This is a genomic window from Ottowia sp., assembly GCF_035444425.1.
Lineage (GTDB): Bacteria > Pseudomonadota > Gammaproteobacteria > Burkholderiales > Burkholderiaceae_C > Ottowia.
This window is the reverse complement of record NZ_DAOMOQ010000014.1, coordinates 36,946-53,655: the sequence shown is the minus strand read 5'-3', so window position 1 is coordinate 53,655 and position 16,710 is coordinate 36,946. Positions and strand designations below refer to the sequence as shown.

The window sequence follows — 16,710 nt, the reverse complement described above, 5'->3', positions numbered from 1 at the left end:
TTCAGTGTTTCCAGCTCAGCGTGAGCTGGTCGTCGTCCTCGTCGATGTAGCCCGAGAGGGTGACGAGGTTGACGTGGATGGCCTGCAGGTCGTAGGGGCGACCGGTGAGGCCCTCGATGGTTTCGCGGCGGATGGTCAGGCTGCCGGGCGCGTTGATCTTGACCAGGCCGGTCGGGTGGGTCAGCACCGCGTTCGGGTTGTCGGCCACGATGGCGTCGATCACCGGACGGGACTCTTCGTTGTGCTGGAAGGCGATGAATACGTCGGACATGTTGTGGTCTCCTGTTCAGGCCTGGTCAGGTGGTGACGCCGGTCTTGGCCAGGCGCGCCTGCAGCTGCACGCGGGCGTCGCTCAACACGGTTTCTCCGGTCTCGCCCAGGGCCAGGCGGGCGATGGGCGAGAGGGCGGCCTGGGCGCGGTCCATCCAGTGGCCGGCCCAGCCGCGCAGCAGGGCTTTGTTGGCGTCCGATTCGGCGCCCGCGGCCTTGATGACGGCGTCGATCCAGCGCGCGGTTTCGTCGTGCCACTCGGGCATGAAGCTGGTCAGCATCGCGACCGCGGTGCCGCCCTGCAGGGCGACGTGGTCGTCCACGAAGCCACCGTAGATCAGCGGGTACAGCAGGCCGTCGAGCGCGAAGTTCTGCGCCACGAACAGCTCGAACGGGTCGCTGACCACGAAGCTGTCCTCGACCAGCCGGCGCAGGCCCTGCCACTCGGGGGCGTCCAGCCAGGCCTGCTTGCCGTCTTCCAGCGACTGCGGCTCGCCCAGCACCAGGCCCAGGCGGGTCAGGTACTGCGCCACACCCAGGTTGTCCATCGCGTGGAACATGGCCGGCGCGGTGAAGGCAGTGCCAAAACCGTAGGCGCAGATGGACGCGTTGTTCATGTTGGCGCCCCAGGCCGCGTGGCGCAGCGGCATCAGCACCGTCAGGGCCTTCTCGCGCACGCCGTCGGGCATCTTGCCGACCATGCCGCGCTGCTCGACGAACTGGAAGTTGGCCTCCATCGCGTCCTGCTGCTTGGCGCGGGTCATGGTCCAGGTGGCGTAATAAAACTGGCGCGGGTCTTTGAGCACGTACCAGTCGGCCAGCACGATCTTGCTGCGGCTGGCGTCGAAGAGTTCGTGGCCCGGGTCCCAGGTCGGCCGGTAGTGGAAGTTGACCATCGGCTGAGCGCCGAAGGTGGCCTCCTGGTAGCGGCTGGCGGTCTTGTCGCCGCCGATGTATTTCGCCACGTGGGCGTAGGTCTGGCGCAGCGGCGTGATCTCCCGCGCCTGCAGGTCGATGTTCATCGGTGCTTATCTCCGTTGGAATGGTTGTTGAACGGCTCTCGGGAACTCAGGTGTCCAGACGCTGCACCCGGTTGTTGGCGCAGAAGGCCTCGAAGGCCGAGGCCGGCAGCATCAGCTCCACCGCCAGCTCCGGCCAGCCGATCGAGAACTCGAAGGCGACCAGGCCGTCGGCACGGCGTTCGATCACCCGCACGAAGCGCAGCGAGGTGTCGACGGCGGGCAGGGAGGTGTCGGTGGTCTGGGGCATGGTGCTGGGGGCGGTCGGTGCGTTGTCGGACGCGTCCCCTCTCGCAGATGGCGTGCCAGTCCGACCGGGTCGGGCCAAAAATCTCGATATTTCAGGGAAATCCCTGATGAAAAAGCCGGTGTGCAGCGCAGCATCCGGATCGCCCGGCACTCTTCGATAGCCTGTTTCTTGAGCTGTTGCGGTGCAGCACGAAGGAAAAGTCTTGATTTGATGAGGCGCTTTTGGCCGCGAGTGATCAAATGATCAATTTCAGGCACTGCTTCGCCGGCTTGTCGATCTGGGGGAGCGTGGCGGAAAATATCGAGATTCCAGTCGCCGCAGAGCGACCCACCGGAGACACCTTTGGACCCCCATCTGACCTACCCGCCCGACAACGACCTGCGCCGGCTGCTGCGCTTCGAGCCGCACAGCGGCGCCATCTGGCTGGGCGAGCGGCGCATGGTGCTGCTGCACACCGCGGCGCTGACGGCGCTGCGCCACGACCTCATCACCTCGGTCGGCAAGGACCACGCGCGGCGCCTGCTCACGCGCATGGGCTATGCCTGCGGCCTGCACGATGCGGGCTTCGCGGCCAAGACGCGCGGCAAGAAGACACTGGAAGACATGTTCCTGGTCGGGCCGCAGCTGCACATGCTCGAAGGCGCGGCGCGCGTCACGCCGGTGCGGCTGGAGATGGACGCCGCGGCCGGCCGCTTCGAGGGCGTGTTCCGCTGGGACGACTCCTGGGAGGCGCACGCGCACCGGCTGCAATACGGCGTGGTCGACGAGCCGGCCTGCTGGACCCTGCTGGGTTACGCGAGCGGCTACACCAGCGCCTTCATGGGCCGGCTGATCCTGTACAAGGAGACGAAGTGTTCGGCCTGCGGCGACGACCATTGCCTGATCGAAGGCCGGCCGATCGACGAGTGGCCCGACGGTGACGCGCACCGCCAGTACTTCGAGGACGACTCGCTGCTGGAGAAGATGGCCGCGCTGAGCCAGCAGGTCGAGGCGTTGAAGAACACGCTGGAGCCGGCCGAGTCGGGTGGCATGCTGGTCGGCTCCTCGCCGGGCTTCCAGCACGCGCACGACCTGATGCGCCGCGCCGCGGCGACGCAGGTGACGGTGCTGCTCACCGGCGAGACCGGCGTGGGCAAGGAGCGCTTCGCGCGCGCACTGCACGAACACTCCGAGCGCGCCGCCGGGCCGTTCGTGGCGGTCAACTGCGCGGCGCTGCCGGCCGAGCTGATCGAGGCCGAGCTGTTCGGCGTCGAGAAGGGCGCCTTCACCGGTGCCCACGCGGCGCGGGCCGGCCGCTTCGAGCGGGCCGAAGGCGGCACGCTGTTCCTCGACGAGGTGGGCGACATGTCGCTGCCGGCGCAGGCCAAGCTGCTGCGCGTGCTGCAGGAGGGCGAGATCGAGCGCCTGGGCAGCGAGAGCGCGCGCAAGGTCAACGTGCGCCTCGTGACGGCGACCAACGTCAACCTCGAAGCCGCGGTCGAACGCGGGCAGTTCCGGCGCGACCTGTTCTACCGCCTCAACGTCTACCCGATCTGCATCCCGCCGCTGCGCGAACGCAGCAGCGACATCGAGCCGCTGGCTCGGCACCTGCTGGCGCGCTTCACCGCGCTGCACCAGAAGCGCCTGGGCGGCTTCAGCGACCGCGCGCTGCAAGCGCTGGCTCGCCACCGCTGGCCCGGCAACGTGCGCGAGCTGGAGAACCTGGTCGAGCGCGGCGTGATCCTGGCGGCGCAGGGCGGCGTGATCGAGGTCGAGCACCTGTTCCCCAACCAGTCCGAGCCGGCGCAGGACGGCATCGACCCGCAGGGCCGGCTGGCGCGCCGTGCGCCCGAGGACGAGCTGCGCCTGTGCGCGCAGGTGCTCGATGCCGGCGTGCCGATCGAGACCCTGGAGGCGCAGGTGCTGGCCCTGGCGGTCGAGCGCAGCCGCGGCAATCTGGCCGGCGCCGCCCGCCTGCTGGGTCTGAGCCGCGCGCAGCTGGCCTACCGGCTCAAACGCCAGCATCAACAGGAAGCCGATTGAGGTCATCACCATGCTGCAAGACCTGCTTCAACCCGCACACGCCGCCGGCCCCGCGCCGCGCAGCGACGAACCCGAGCCGCGCACCCTCACCGAACGCGCCTACCGGGCGCTGCGTCACGACATCGTGTGTGGCGATCTGCAGCCGGGCCAGCGCCTGCGCGTCGAGCACCTCAAGGACCACTACGGCGTGGGCGCCGGCACGCTGCGCGAGGCGCTGGCGCTGCTGGTGTCCGACGCGCTGGTCACGGTCGAAGGCCAGCGCGGCTACCGCGTCAGCGCGGTCTCGCTGGACGATCTGCGCGACCTGACCGACACCCGCGTGCGGCTGGAAACCGAAGCGCTGCGCCAGTCGATCCGGCTCGGCGACGCGGGCTGGGAGCGCTCGGTGCGCGGGGCCTTTGCACGGCTCAGCGTGGCCGAGGAGGGCGGCGCCGGCCGCGACCCGGACCAGTGGGAGCGCGCCAACCGCCACTTCCACGAAACCCTGATCGCGGGCCACAGCTCACCCTGGACGCGGCACCTGCTGGACATCCTCTACCGCCACGGCGAGCGCTACCGCCACATCGCCATCCGCATCGGCGCCACGCCGGGCTTCGACCGCGATGTGCACGCCGAGCACGAGAGCATCTTTCTCGCGGCGATGGCGCGGCAGGAGGCCCGCGCCGCGCTGGCGCTGGAAGCCCATATCCGCCTGACCTGCGACATCCTGACCCGCCAGGCCGCCGCGGCGACAGGCGGCGGATTTAAGGCTGCGCTGAACAAGCCGTAGATCTCAACGAACCTCGCTGGCCGATTTCGACATGCGGGATTAGGTCGGCGAATCACGCATTCTGAGGCGACCTGAGACCCTTCTGGGCGTCTTCATCCGCCCTTGGCGCCCGCTGCGGGCGCACTCATGCCACGAGGCGCTGGCGCGCCAGGTGGATGTTGGCCAGACCCAGCACCACAAACGAGCGCGTGGCGTTCTTGGCCAGGCCCCGGTAGCGCACCTTGGCAAAGCCCCAGAGCCGTTTGACCACAGCGAAGACGTGTTCGACCCGGGCGCGGACCTTGGACTTGTTGTGGTTCCTGGATCGCTCAGCCTCGTCGATCTCGCCGCCCCTCCGCACGCGCTGGTTGGTGAAGTCCCGGGCCTTTGGGGGCCTTCGATCCGATCAACGCCTTCTGGCTGGCGTAGGCACTGTCGCCATACACACGCTGCTCATTGCCGTGCAGCAGATCGGGCAGCGGGTGCTTGTCGTGCACGTTGGCTGCTGTCACCACAGCGCTGTGCGCCAGCCCGGTGCGGCTGTCCACGCCAATGTGCAGCTTCATCCCGAAATACCACTGCTGGGCAGTACTTCACTTCGTCCCACACCTTGGCCCATTTTTTGCGCCAGGCCATCGGGCGCTGGCAACAGGCGCAAAGCTTTGTTGGCAAATCGCCTTTTCGCTGGGCTGTCATGGTGCAATGCTTCAGGGTGAGGTGTGACCTTGCCCCTGTTTCGTGTAGTTCTTAACCCACGATTCACGCGGCCTTTTTACGCTGTGCCTCGTACCAGCGCTGCTCGTATTGCATCGGGCTGAGGTAGCCCAGTGACGAATGCAACCTTCGGTGATTGTAGAAGGCCATCCAGTCCATCACCGCCTGACTTGCCTGCTCACGGGTGGCGAATTTGCACCCATGCACGCTGGCGGTTTTCAGCCGCCCCCAGAAGCTTTCCGTCGGTGCGTTGTCCCAACAGTTCCCCTTGCGGCTCATCGATGATTGGATGCCCCAGTTCTTCAGGGCCTGCTGGAACTCTGCGCTGCAATACTGGCTGCCCCGGTCGCTGTGGAATATCACCCCAGGAGGCGGTCTACGGCGCCACCACGCCATGGCCAGCGCGTCCTTGACCAAGCCCGCCTGCATGTGCGGCTGCAGGCTCCAGCCCACCACCTGACGGCTGAACAGGTCGATGACCGCAGCCAGGTACAGCCAGCCCTCGTCGGTCTGGATGTAGGTGATGTCGCCACTCCAGAGCTGGTTGGGCTCCTCGGGCTTGAAGCGCCGCTGCACCAGGTCGGGCGCCACCGGCAGGCTGTGTCTGCTGTCGGTGGTGACCACAAACTTGCGTTTCGTCCTGGCCTTGATGGCGTGCTGCTGCATGAGCTTGCGAACCCGGTCTTTGCCCACACGGATGCCTCGGGCCAGCAGTTCCTTGTGCATGCGTGGCCAGCCGTATTCGCCCTTGACCTGGGCGTGGATGGCACGAATGTGCGCCAGCAAGGCTTCGTCGCTGTAGCGCCGGCCAGGGCCACCGTGGCCAGACTCGCCTCGGCGCAGCCAGTTGAAGTACCCGCTCGCGCTCACCTCCAGCACACCGCAGGACACACTCACCGGATACAGCTTTCTCATTTGGTGAATCCAGGCGTACCTCGCAGCGTGTCCTGCGCGAAGTACGCCGCGGCTTTTTTTGCAACGTCACGCTCCATGCGAAGCCGGGCATTCTCGGCGCGCAGCCGAGCAATCTCCATTTTCTCGGGCGAGACTTGGATGCTCTTGTCACCACCGCCCGCACCGTCCAATTCTCCCTTGGCTGACAGCCGCACCCAGTTGCCCAGGCTCGCTTTGGGGATGCCCAGTACCTTGGCCACCACCGCAATCGGCTGACCCGAGCGCACCTGCCGAACAGCCTCCAGCTTGAACTCTCGCGTGTACTGCGCACGCACCTGCTTTTCACTCATCTCTGAACTCCTTGTCGGTATTTTCAACAAGGGCTAAGAACTCCACTTTTCAGGGGCAACCTCAGTTGACCTTCTGGCCTGCATGCGCGGCGTTCACGTGCACCAAGTGCCAATGCGCTCCGTCACATCGCGCCATTGAGAGGAAGATGGTGTTTGGCACCACGGGGTTTCGAAATTTCCAGGAAGGGAAAGACATGGACACACAAGCAAAACACGACCATGCCGGCCACCCCAACGGCGCGTCAAAACCACTTCATCCTGCGACCGGGCTGAAAGATCCCGTGTGCGGGATGGCGGTCACCGAGCAGTCGCCACACCACCTGGAGCACGCGGGGCAGCCCTACTATTTCTGCAGCGCGAAGTGCCAAGCCCGGTTTGCGGCCGAACCGGCCCGGTTTGTTCACGCCGAGGTGGGGCGTCACGCAGCCCCAACGCCCGCGCCGCAGGGCAAGCCCGGCACGCTCTACACCTGTCCCATGCACCCGGAGATCCGGCAGGACCACCCGGGCAACTGTCCCAAATGCGGCATGTCGCTGGAGCCGGTCATGCCCGAACTGGACGCTGAGGAGAACCCCGAGCTGGTGGACTTCCAGCGGCGGTTCTGGTGGACCTTGCCGCTCACGGTGGTGGTCGCCGTGCTGGCGATGTTCGGCCACAACCTCGGCTGGTTCGACATGACCACACAGAGCTGGATCGAGCTGGTGCTGACCGTGCCGATCGTGCTGTGGGCCGGCTGGCCATTCTTTGTGCGCGGCGCGCAGTCGATCGTGAACCGCAGCCCCAACATGTGGACGCTGATCAGTCTGGGCACCGGTTCGGCGTTTGTGTACAGCGTGGTGGCCACGGTGGCGCCGCAGGTGTTCCCCGACTCCTTTGTGTCGATGGGGCGGGTGTCGGTGTACTTCGAAGCGGCGGCGGTGATCATCTCGCTGACCTTGTTGGGTCAGCTGCTGGAACTCAAGGCACGGTCCCAAACCTCGGCCGCCATCCGCTCGCTGCTGGGTCTGGCGCCCAAGACCGCGCGGCGCATCGCGGCCGACGGGCAGGAAGAAGACGTGCCGCTGGCCCATGTGCATGTGGGCGACCTGCTGCGTGTGCGCCCCGGCGAAAAGGTGCCGACCGACGGCACCGTGGTCGAGGGCAGCAGCGCACTCGACGAATCGATGCTCACGGGCGAGCCGCTGCCGGTGACCAAGCGGGTCGGTGACAAGCTGATCGGCGCCACGCTCAACACCAGCGGTGCATTGGTGATGCGCTCCGAGCACGTGGGCTCGGATACCGTGCTCTCGCAGATCGTGCAGATGGTTGCCATGGCCCAGCGTTCGCGCGCGCCCATGCAGCGCATGGCCGACCAGGTGGCGGGCTACTTTGTCGTGGGTGTCGTGGTCGCGGCACTGGTCACCTTCTTCGGCTGGGGTCTGTTCGGACCCGAGCCGAGCTGGGTCTACGCACTCATCAATGCGGTGGCCGTGTTGATCATCGCGTGCCCCTGTGCGTTGGGCCTGGCGACGCCCATGTCCATCATGGTGGCGACCGGGCGCGGCGCCACCAACGGCGTCTTGTTTCGCGACGCCGCCGCCATCGAAAACCTGCGCAAGGTCGACACACTGATCGTCGACAAGACGGGCACGCTGACCGAAGGCCGCCCCACCTTCGAGCGTGCCATCGGACACGGGAGCGTCCCCGAAGACGAGGTCTTGCGCCTCGCCGCCAGCCTGGACCAGGGCAGCGAACACCCGCTGGCCGCCGCCATCGTGGCCGCAGCAAAGCAACAGGGGCTCACACTCGACAAGCCCGAGCAGTTCGACTCCGAGTCCGGCATCGGGGTCAAGGGTGTTGTGAGCGGCAAGCCCCTGGCCTTGGGCAACACGGCGCTGATGCAACAGCTGGGGGTGGACGTCGCGCCCCTGGCCGCCCAGGCCGAAGCACTGCGCGCACAGGGCGCCAGCGTCATGTTTCTCGCGGTGAACCAAGCGCTGGCCGGTCTGCTGGCGGTGTCCGACCCGGTCAAGACCACCACGGCGGACGCACTGGCCTCGCTGCGCCAGGCGAACATCCGCGTGATCATGGCCACCGGCGACGGCCTCACCACCGCGCGCTCCGTGGGTCAACGCCTGGGCATTGACGAGGTGCACGGAGAAGTGAAGCCCGCCGACAAACTCCAACTCGTGGAGAAACTCCAGGCGGAGGGCCGCGTGGTCGCGATGGCCGGTGACGGTATCAACGACGCGCCGGCACTGGCCCGCACCGATGTGGGCATTGCCATGGGCACGGGCACCGATGTGGCGATGAACAGCGCGCAACTCACGCTGGTCAAGGGCGATCTGCGGGGCATTGCGACGGCCCGCGCGCTCTCGGTGGCGACGGTGGAGAACATGAAGCAGAACCTGGCTTTCGCCTTCGTCTACAACGCCCTGGGCATTCCGCTGGCCGCGGGCTTGCTGTACCCGTTCACCGGCTGGCTGTTGTCGCCCATGATCGCCGCGCTGGCCATGTGCCTCAGCTCGGCCTCGGTGATCGGCAACGCGCTGCGGTTGCGGGGCGCAGTCATCCGGGAAGAGTGATTAGGACGCAGAAGTCCAAATGAAGAGACCTTCTCGTCAGAACTGACGAGAAGGTCTTGAAGGTCTGGCTCGCATGCAGCGAAGCCTTGACCGCAGGAGCGCAGGTGGCCAGCCTCAGTTGTGATGGCCTTTGTTCAGCAAGACATACAGACGCGCGACTTCGTTGCCCATCGTCGCGATGCTCTTCCCGTCGGCCGTCTGCATGACGGCACCCTTGCCGAGATGAATAGCACGTCCAAACTTGCTTTCCTTCGCCATCAGGCCGTCCTTGAAGACGTAGAGCTTTTGCCGCCCTGCAGCGAAATGACCTGCTTGGCCTCGGACTGCGCTGCGTCCATGGCGAATGCATGGGCCAGTCCGCCAGAGGAAATCATGCGATCTGAAAACCCATTTCTGATGCCTATGCCAGCAGACTAGAAGCGGGGTTTTTGGAAAGCCCACCGCGGCGCTGGTATCCGAGCACCACGGCCACGGACTGGTGGCCTGTCATCGCCATCGTGTCAGCGATCGAGACGTTCTGTGCGGCAGCTTCCGTCACAAAGCCCGACCGTAGCGAATGCGCAGAAAACTCCCCCTCAACACCCGCCAACAAACACCGCGCCTGAACGATGTCGCGCACGGACGCTGCCGACAGCGGGCCACCCAGGTGGCCGCCCTTGAGCACCCGACGGAAGAGGGCGCCCTCGCGGATCCCGCTGATCAGTAGCCAATCTTCCAGGGCAGCACCCGCAGCACCCAGCACCGGCTTGTGGTTCTCGGGCCGGTCGACGCCACTCTGGTTCGTTTTCGAGAACGCGAGCTCGTAAGAAAACTCCCCCCGCGCCAGACGCTTCAAAAATTTAACGTCGGCCGCGGCCACTTCGGAGCGCCGGCGCCCACCACTGGCCCAAGCAAAGAGGAGGAGGGCACGATCACGCTTCCCTTTCAATGTGTCGTCGCAGGTGGCCAGCACAAGCTGCAGCGGATCCTTGGTCAGCGCGTCTTTTTTCTTGGGCAACTCGCCGCGCTTGGCGTAGGCCTTGCGCGTGCGCGAGAGCAGCTCGCGCACCTTGGGGTCCTGACAGGGGTTTTTCACGTCGCGCATCTTGTGCGCTTTGGAGAGCACGGCCAGGCGGTGCACCAGCGTGTTGTGCGCCATCGGTCCCGTCTTTCCCTTGTAGCCGGCCTCGACCAGGGCGGCGTCGATCTTCGCCGGCAGCTCGTGCACCAAGCCCTTGGGCGTGGTGCGCTGCGCGTGGTCGACGATGAACTGCAGCACGCAGGCCGCGGGCAGCGGCAGGCTGATTTGCGCGCCGTAACGGATCCCGTACCAGGCGGCCCAATATCGAAGTGCGCTGCGGTAGCTCAGTTGCGTGTTGAGCGATTCGCCCTCGCGCAGCAGGTCGGCCACGGCCTGCGCGGTCATATCGCTCAACTCGTGCGGCTGCAGGGCCGGGGTTTTCTGGAGGATGGGCAGGCGCATGTTCAGGGCAGGGTGATTGAAGGATATTTCTCGCACATACTATGTATGATTTGATACGAAATTGGCCGATAAGTCACGATAAGTATCCCTTATCGTTGGTAATTTAACCGTTGAAGCAGGGCGATGCAAATGAAAAGTACGAGAGTCACTCGAGGCGTCCAGGTCGACGAGGTTTGGGCCGCGGCCGATGCGGTGCTCTCGCAGGGTGAGCGGCCCACGATCGAGCGCGTGCGCGCGTACCTTGGCCGGGGGTCGCCGAACACCGTGGCGCCCATGCTCGATGCCTGGTACGGCTCTTTGGCCAAGCGACTGGACGCGAATGGTGGCGAAGAGGGAACCGGAGAGCAGGGCGCCCTGCCAGCACCGGTTCTGCGGGTGGCCAAGGCGCTGTGGGGTCGCGCCCAGCAGCATGCCCAGGAGCAGGCGGCGCAATCGGTACAGGTCGATCGAGACGCACTGGAAAAGCTGGTAGAGCGGCTCGCTGCCGAGCGAACAGCCTTGGATCAAGAACAGCAACGGTTGAACGAGCGCTCGGAAGCACTGGGCGCAGCGCTTCTGGCCAAGGATCACCAGATCGCCGATCTGATGCGCCAGGTCACCGACCTCCAAAAAGGGCTGGCGGGTAGGGACGCCGACATTGAATCCGTGCGCACCCAGCATGCTGCGGCAACGCAAGCGTTGCAAGCCGAGCGTGGTCGCCTCAATGCGCTGAACGAGGAGCACCGGCAGGAGCGTGAGCGCCTGGAGCAACGAGCTTCCGCTCAGGAACGACGGCTGTTGGAGGACGTCGATAGGACCCGGCAGGAACTGAAGCGCGTCACCCTCTTGCTCGCAGATGACAATAAAAAAGCGGCCAAGTCGTTGGCAGATTCGCACGAGCAAGCCCAGTCGCTTCGGGTGCAGGTCAGCGCCCTGATCGCCGAGAACGCAGGCTTGGCCCGTGAGATCCTTTCTGCACGCGAGGATCTGCAGATGGCGCACTCGCACCAGGAGCAGTTGCAAAAAGACATGGCTGACCTATTGGTCCAGCTCAAAGCACGCCTACCCAAGGGGGGCGCCAACACTGAGACGCCCGCGACGCGGTCCAAAATGAAGACCGTGCTCAAACGCTAGTAGCGCGACAGCACGATGCTTTCGCTCCAAGCTCCAGGCCCTGGCTGCGCACCAACCATACGCTGTACAGCGTATGGAATGCTTTGAGCACATAGTCGAAGGCGCGTTGGATGGTAGCTACGGTCACTCAGTTGAAAAAATATTAGTTAAATCAAATACTTAGCCTCCTTTCTGCGGATTTTGCAGGAATCACGGCCGACCCTCCGGTACGCCGGGAATCTGGCCACCTTCAATTGGTAGGCTACCGAGCGCACCTCCCGCTCGGCGGTCTCGGCCTTGAGCAGTTGAGACAGGATGGGCTGTGCCGCATCGAAGGCCGGTGCACCTTGCTCAGCCAGTTCCGCAACCGCCTGGGCCATACCGTGCATCTTGAGCTCGCGCAACATGATCACGATGGAAGCGATGGCAGGGTCATGACGCATAGCGCACCTCCCTCAATTGGTCGTAGCGAAGCACATTGGCCTGGGGTTCCACCGCCAGCTTGAGGGCCTGGGGCGAAGTGACCGGTGCTGGAGCGGGCTTGCCGTCCAGCAGGCGATGGAGCACGTTCAGGATGTGGGTCTTGCTGGCAGCACCTGACTCCAGTGCCAGCTCCACTGCGGTGAGTACCGCCTGCTCGTCGTGGTGCAGCACCAGTGCCAGAACCTCCACCATCTCCCGGTCGCCGCCGGGTTGCTTGAGCAAGGTGGCCTGCAGTCGCTTGAAGGCCGCTGGTAGCTCCAGGAACGGAGCACCATTGCGCAAGGCTCCGGGCTTGCGCTGCAGCACCGCCAGGTAGTGGCGCCAGTCGTAGACGGTCAGCCCAGCACCATGGTGGTTACGCTCGATCAGGCGCTGGTGCTCGCACACGATCTGGCCTTCGGCGGCAATCACCAAGCGGTCTGCGTAGACCCGCAGGCTTACAGGCCGGTTGGCATACGGGGCCGGCACGCTGTAGCGGTTGCGCTCGAAGTGGACCAAGCAGGTGGGCGAGACGCGCTTGGTGTGCTCCACAAAGCCATCGAAGGGCCGAGGCATCGGCATCAAGGTTGCCTTCTCTTGAGCCCAGACATCCGCGACGGTGCCCGGCAACTTGCCATGCTCGATCTCATTCCATAAGGCCACGCAGCGCTCCTCAAGCCAGGCGTTGAGCTCAGTCAGGCCTGGGAATGGCGGCACCACCTGCCACAAGCGATGGCGGGCGTCGCGCACGTTCTTCTCCACCTGGCCCTTCTCCCAGCCCGACGCGGGATTGCAGAACTCGGCCTCGAACAGGAAGTGGCTGACCATGGCCGCAAAGCGCGCATTGACGTCGCGCTCCTTGCCACGGCGCACCCGGTCTACAGCGGTGCGCATGTTGTCGTAGATGCCACGGCGGGGCACACCGCCCAGAACTACGAACGCATGGTTGTGAGCGTCAAACAGCATCTCGTGCGTCTGCAGCGGATAGGCGCGCAGGTAGAACGCTCGGCTGTGGCTGAGCTTGAAGTGGGCCACTTGCAGCTTGGTGCGCACTCCGGCCAGCACTGCCCAGTCCTCGCTCCAGTCGAACTGGAAGGCCTCACCTGGGCCGAAGGCCAGGGGAACGAAGGTGCCGCGGCCGGTGGTCTGCTGGGCCACCACGCGCTGCTCTTGCCACAGCCGGGCAAAGGCGGCAACCCGGTTGTAGGAGCCGGTATAGCCCAGGGCCTGCAGATCAGCGTACATCTGCTTGACGGTACGCCGCTGCTTGCGGGATCGGCCAGCTTCCGTCTTGAGCCAGCCCGAGAGCTTCGATGCGAAGGGATCGAGCTTGGATGGACTGACCCGCTTGGCATAGTGCGGCTCGGCCTCGCCTGCGCGCAGGTACTTGCGGATGGTGTTGCGCGAGAGGCCCGTGCGGCGGGCGATCTCTCGGATGGACAACTGCTCTCGCAGGGCCCAGCGCCTGATGACACTCAGTGTTGCCACGTCTATCACTCCTGGTCTCCTGCTGCTCAACAAAGCAGCAGGTTAGGGTTAGTACGTGGGTCAGGTTTGGATGGAAATCCTGGGGGTTAGTGGGTCACTTCTGCGTGGAAATCAACATCAAGCACGTCCGCGCCCATTGGGACGAAATCCTGCGGCTGGCCACCTCGATCAAGCAGGGCACGGTGACGGCCTCGCTGATGCTCAGGAAACTCGGCAGCTACCCGCGCCAGAACGGCCTGGCCGTAGCGCTGCGCGAGCTGGGGCGCATCGAGCGCACGCTGTTCATTCTGGACTGGCTGCAAAGCGTCGAACTGCGCCGCCGCGTACATGCCGGGCTGAACAAGGGTGAAGCGCGCAACGCACTGGCGCGCGCCGTGTTCTTCAACCGCCTGGGAGAAATCCGCGACCGCAGTTTCGAGCAGCAGCGCTACCGGGCCAGCGGCCTCAACCTGGTGACGGCGGCCATCGTACTGTGGAATACGGTCTATTTGGAGCGGGCGACACACGGGCTACGTGGCACTGGTCATGCCGTCGATGATGTGCTGTTGCAGTACCTATCGCCGCTAGGCTGGGAACACATCAACCTGACCGGCGATTACCTCTGGCGCAGCAGCGCCAAGATCGGCGCGGGCAAGTTCAGGCCGTTGCGAGCATTGCAACCGGCTTAACGTGCTTTATTTTCCGAATTCTGAGACGACCCCGACTACGAGGTGCTGGGCGAGACCAACGGCATGATGCTGGTGTCGGTGACCGGCACGGCGGTGAAGATGGGCTGAGCGCGCTCGTCGGGCGGCGCGGGGCATCAGCGCTTGCTGCCGGTGGAGGCAGAGGCAGCCGCGCCGCCGGTCAGCAGCTGCCTCAGCACCACGGCGTCGTTGTGCTGCTCGTCGCGCGCCGAGTACACCAGCGTCAGCACGCCGTCGCGCGCGAACCCGCGCAGCTGCGCCATCAACTCGGGTTTCTGCGCCAGTTCCTCTGCATAACGCTGCTGGAATTCGTCCCAGCGCGCGGGGTCGTGGCCGAACCACTTGCGCAGCTGGGTGCTGGGGCCGAGCTCCTTCAGCCACAGATCCAGCGCCGCATCCTCCTTGCGCACGCCGCGCGGCCACAGGCGGTCGATCAGGACCCGCTTGCCGTCGCTGGCGGCGGGTTCTTCATAGGCGCGTTTCAGCTTGACGCGCGCGGCGGCGATGCGGGCCATGGCCGTGGGCCGGGGCGGGCGTTCAGCCCTTGGCTGGATGGCGCGCCGCGTACTCGTTCATGGCGTCGAGCGCCAGGTTCGAGTGCGCGTAGGCCGCGCCGGCACGCATCTCGGACGCGACCCAGATGGCTTCCATGATCTCCTGCTCGGTCGCGCCCTTGCGCAGCGCGCCGGCGGTGTGGCCGCGGATGCAGTAGGGGCACTGCGTCACGTGTGCCACCGCCACGGCGATCAGCTCCTTCATCTTGGCCGGCAGCGCCCCATCGGCGAATGCGGCCTTGCTGAAGGCCTTGAAGGCCGCGGTCGCATCGGGCGTGAGCTGCTCGCGCTTGTCGCTCAGCTCGCGCGAGGCGGAGGGAAACATGTCATGGCTCATGGTCAAACTCCTCGAACGGGATGCATCTACGCTTGGCCGGCAGCCAGGGCGTTCTCGAACTCGACCTCGGTGCGCAGGCCATCGAGGTCGCGGTGGACGAAGGCCGCCGCCAGCTCCTTGCCGGCCCGGCGGTACGAAATGCGGCAGTCGCGCTTGTCGAGGTCGCCATCGATCTTGATCTCGTCGAAGCGCTCGGCGTGGCCGACGTAGGCGAGCCCGAAGTCGTACTGCTCGGTCCAGAAGAACGGCACCATGTCGAAGCGCTCGCGCTGTCCCAGCATGTTGTGTGCCGCCACCTGCCCGAGCCGCTGCGCCACCACCCAGTGCTCGACCCGGATCGGCTCGCCGCTGTGCGGATCGGGCCAGCGCACGATGTCGCCGGCGGCGTAGATGCCCGGCACGCTGGTCTGCAGGTACTCGTCGACCTTGACGCCCTTGTCGATCGCCAGGCCGGCCTGTTCGGCCAGTTCCAGCGCAGGCCGCACGCCGACACCGATCACCACCAGGTCGGCCGCCAGCGACTCGCCGCTGGACAGCTTGACCGCCTGTTCGCTGATCGATTCCGGCGTGACGCCGAGGTGGAAGCGCACGCCGTGCTGTTCGTGCAGGCGCTTGAGGAAGTCGCCCACCTGGGCGCCCAGCACACGCTCCATCAGCACGGTTTCGCGGCCGACGACATCGACCTCGAGGCCGCGCTTGCGCAGCGACGCCGCCACCTCGAGTCCGATGAAGCTGGCGCCGATGACGACGGCGCGGCGCGCCTTTGCCGCTGCGGCGACCAGGTTCCGCGCATCGGCCCAGCTGCGCAGGTAGTGCACGTGCGGCAGGTCGGCGCCCGGCAGCGGCAGCCGCACCGGGTTGGCGCCGGTGGCCAGCAGCAGGGCGTCGTAGCCGTGCCGGCTGCCGTCCTCGAGTTGCACCTCGCGCCTGGCGGTGTCGATGGCGCCGACGCGGCTGTTCAGCCGCAGGTCGATGCGCTGCTCCGCATAGAACTCGGCTGGACGCAGCGGCACCCAGTCGTCGGGCGCGCTGCCGTCCAGATAGGACTTGGACAGGTTGGGGCGGTCGCAGGGTGCATCGGCGTCGGCGCTGAAGATCGTGATCGAACCCTCGTGGCCGGAGCTGCGCAGCGCCTCGGCGGCGGCGCTGCCGGCGGCGCCGCCGCCGATAATCACGATCGAGCGCGGCGTGCCGGTAGTGGCGGCGGGTGCCGGCGGCGCAGTGTCAGGTGCGCGATCGCGGACGTAGATACGACCGTCATCCTCATCGACCTGCCAGGTCGACACCGGCTTGAGTGCTGGCGCACGCACCGCCTCGCCGGTGCGCAGGCTGAAGGCGGCGTGGTGCCAGGGGCAGCGCACCGTATCGTCGACCAGCAGGCCTTCATCAAGCGGGCCGTTCCAGTGCGTGCAGACGGCGCCGACGGCGAACAGCTCGCTGCCGCGACGCACCAGGATCATCGGCTCGCCATAGGCGTGGCCGAGCAGCATCTCGCCGTCCTTGACATCGGTGGCGGCCACGCCCAAGGCAAAGTCGGGGCCGGAAATCGGGAAATCGTCGCTTGCCATGATCATTCTCCTGCGCCAGGCGCCGGCCCTTGATGGCCGGGAAGCCCGGCGCTCGCATCGACGATGCATCAAGCGCCGAACGCGCCCGTGCAGCCCACTGTAGGCGCAAATGCATTTCAGTTCACCCCCGGGGCGGTTTACCCCGATGAACTGTCAACTTCCGCGCCCATGCCGCAGGCACGCTGACAGACACGAAGGGCCCGAAAGAAAAGCGGCAGCCGTCGGCTGCC

At 65.9% G+C, this 16,710-nt stretch carries 14 protein-coding genes and 4 pseudogenes; 5 read left to right on the top strand and 13 right to left on the bottom strand.

The window, feature by feature from the left end:
• Position 1: 1 nt before the first annotated feature.
• The 3 genes from PK606_RS07735 to PK606_RS07725 are packed head-to-tail and all read right to left on the bottom strand — an operon-like array spanning position 2 to position 1,539.
• Positions 2 to 271: an MmoB/DmpM family protein gene (locus tag PK606_RS07735; protein ID WP_008344278.1), complete on the bottom strand. Its 270-nt coding sequence runs from the start codon at positions 269 to 271 to the stop codon at positions 2 to 4.
• Positions 272 to 296: 25 nt separating this feature from the next.
• Positions 297 to 1,292 carry an aromatic/alkene monooxygenase hydroxylase subunit beta gene (locus PK606_RS07730; protein WP_324562437.1) on the bottom strand — a complete coding sequence of 332 codons (996 nt, stop codon included), beginning with the start codon at positions 1,290 to 1,292 and terminating at the stop codon, positions 297 to 299.
• 46 nt (positions 1,293 to 1,338) lie between these two features.
• Positions 1,339 to 1,539 carry a phenol hydroxylase subunit gene (locus PK606_RS07725; protein WP_108499285.1) on the bottom strand — a complete coding sequence of 67 codons (201 nt, stop codon included), beginning with the start codon at positions 1,537 to 1,539 and terminating at the stop codon, positions 1,339 to 1,341.
• Positions 1,540 to 1,881: 342 nt separating this feature from the next.
• Between PK606_RS07725 and PK606_RS07720 the strand changes: the two genes are divergently transcribed.
• Together PK606_RS07720 and PK606_RS07715 are read left to right on the top strand one after the other, a co-directional pair.
• Entirely contained in the window at positions 1,882 to 3,561 is a 1,680-nt protein-coding gene (locus PK606_RS07720; RefSeq protein ID WP_324562433.1) for a sigma 54-interacting transcriptional regulator, read from the top strand.
• A gap of 10 nt (positions 3,562 to 3,571) precedes the next feature.
• Entirely contained in the window at positions 3,572 to 4,330 is a 759-nt protein-coding gene (locus PK606_RS07715) for a GntR family transcriptional regulator (protein WP_324562431.1), read from the top strand.
• 124 nt (positions 4,331 to 4,454) lie between these two features.
• On the opposite strand, the pseudogene PK606_RS07710 reads toward PK606_RS07715, so the two are convergent.
• From PK606_RS07710 to PK606_RS07700, 3 genes and pseudogenes are all read right to left on the bottom strand, one after another.
• A pseudogene (locus tag PK606_RS07710) lies at positions 4,455 to 4,893 on the bottom strand (IS5 family transposase); the annotation flags it as partial.
• A gap of 13 nt (positions 4,894 to 4,906) precedes the next feature.
• A pseudogene (locus tag PK606_RS07705) lies at positions 4,907 to 5,005 on the bottom strand (DUF2256 domain-containing protein); the annotation flags it as partial.
• 63 nt (positions 5,006 to 5,068) lie between these two features.
• Positions 5,069 to 6,267 (bottom strand): IS3 family transposase gene (locus PK606_RS07700; protein ID WP_085955278.1). Its coding sequence is split into 2 segments (ribosomal slippage): positions 5,069 to 6,000 and positions 6,000 to 6,267, totalling 1,200 coding nucleotides; the frame shifts between segments, so codons are not numbered across the junction.
• 194 nt (positions 6,268 to 6,461) lie between these two features.
• Here PK606_RS07700 and PK606_RS07695 point away from each other — a divergent pair.
• Positions 6,462 to 8,831 carry a heavy metal translocating P-type ATPase gene (locus PK606_RS07695; RefSeq protein WP_324562427.1) on the top strand — a complete coding sequence of 790 codons (2,370 nt, stop codon included), beginning with the start codon at positions 6,462 to 6,464 and terminating at the stop codon, positions 8,829 to 8,831.
• 114 nt (positions 8,832 to 8,945) lie between these two features.
• Here the strand turns inward: PK606_RS07695 and PK606_RS07690 are convergent, their stop codons facing one another.
• Together PK606_RS07690 and PK606_RS07685 are read right to left on the bottom strand one after the other, a co-directional pair.
• On the bottom strand, positions 8,946 to 9,089 hold the full coding sequence (locus PK606_RS07690) for a CopK family periplasmic copper-binding protein (RefSeq protein ID WP_256926916.1): 144 nt from the start codon (positions 9,087 to 9,089) through the stop codon (positions 8,946 to 8,948).
• 142 nt (positions 9,090 to 9,231) lie between these two features.
• Positions 9,232 to 10,293: a tyrosine-type recombinase/integrase gene (locus PK606_RS07685; protein WP_324562424.1), complete on the bottom strand. Its 1,062-nt coding sequence runs from the start codon at positions 10,291 to 10,293 to the stop codon at positions 9,232 to 9,234.
• A gap of 129 nt (positions 10,294 to 10,422) precedes the next feature.
• Between PK606_RS07685 and PK606_RS07680 the strand changes: the two genes are divergently transcribed.
• The gene (locus PK606_RS07680; RefSeq protein WP_324562422.1) at positions 10,423 to 11,406 is read left to right on the top strand and encodes a DNA-binding protein; all 984 of its coding nucleotides are present in this window, start codon (positions 10,423 to 10,425) and stop codon (positions 11,404 to 11,406) included.
• Between the two features lie 203 nt (positions 11,407 to 11,609).
• On the opposite strand, the pseudogene PK606_RS07675 reads toward PK606_RS07680, so the two are convergent.
• Both PK606_RS07675 and istA read right to left on the bottom strand, forming a co-directional pair.
• Positions 11,610 to 11,828 (bottom strand): annotated as a pseudogene (locus tag PK606_RS07675) (ATP-binding protein); the annotation flags it as partial.
• Positions 11,818 to 13,344, bottom strand: a complete 1,527-nt coding sequence (gene istA, locus PK606_RS07670) for an IS21 family transposase (RefSeq protein ID WP_024814090.1) — start codon at positions 13,342 to 13,344, stop codon at positions 11,818 to 11,820. The pseudogene PK606_RS07675 and the gene istA, both read right to left, overlap by 11 nt.
• A 101-nt stretch (positions 13,345 to 13,445) precedes the next feature.
• On the opposite strand from istA, the pseudogene PK606_RS07665 reads away from it, so the two are divergent.
• A pseudogene (locus tag PK606_RS07665) lies at positions 13,446 to 14,003 on the top strand (Tn3 family transposase); the annotation flags it as partial.
• Between the two features lie 134 nt (positions 14,004 to 14,137).
• On the opposite strand, the gene PK606_RS07660 reads toward PK606_RS07665, so the two are convergent.
• The 3 genes from PK606_RS07660 to PK606_RS07650 are packed head-to-tail and all read right to left on the bottom strand — an operon-like array spanning position 14,138 to position 16,480.
• The gene (locus PK606_RS07660) at positions 14,138 to 14,536 is read right to left on the bottom strand and encodes a DUF488 domain-containing protein (RefSeq protein WP_324562418.1); all 399 of its coding nucleotides are present in this window, start codon (positions 14,534 to 14,536) and stop codon (positions 14,138 to 14,140) included.
• A gap of 22 nt (positions 14,537 to 14,558) precedes the next feature.
• Positions 14,559 to 14,912, bottom strand: coding sequence for a carboxymuconolactone decarboxylase family protein (locus PK606_RS07655; protein ID WP_324562416.1), 354 nt, complete (start codon positions 14,910 to 14,912; stop codon positions 14,559 to 14,561).
• Positions 14,913 to 14,938: 26 nt separating this feature from the next.
• Positions 14,939 to 16,480, bottom strand: coding sequence for an FAD-dependent oxidoreductase (locus PK606_RS07650; RefSeq protein ID WP_324562414.1), 1,542 nt, complete (start codon positions 16,478 to 16,480; stop codon positions 14,939 to 14,941).
• Positions 16,481 to 16,710 lie beyond the last annotated feature (230 nt).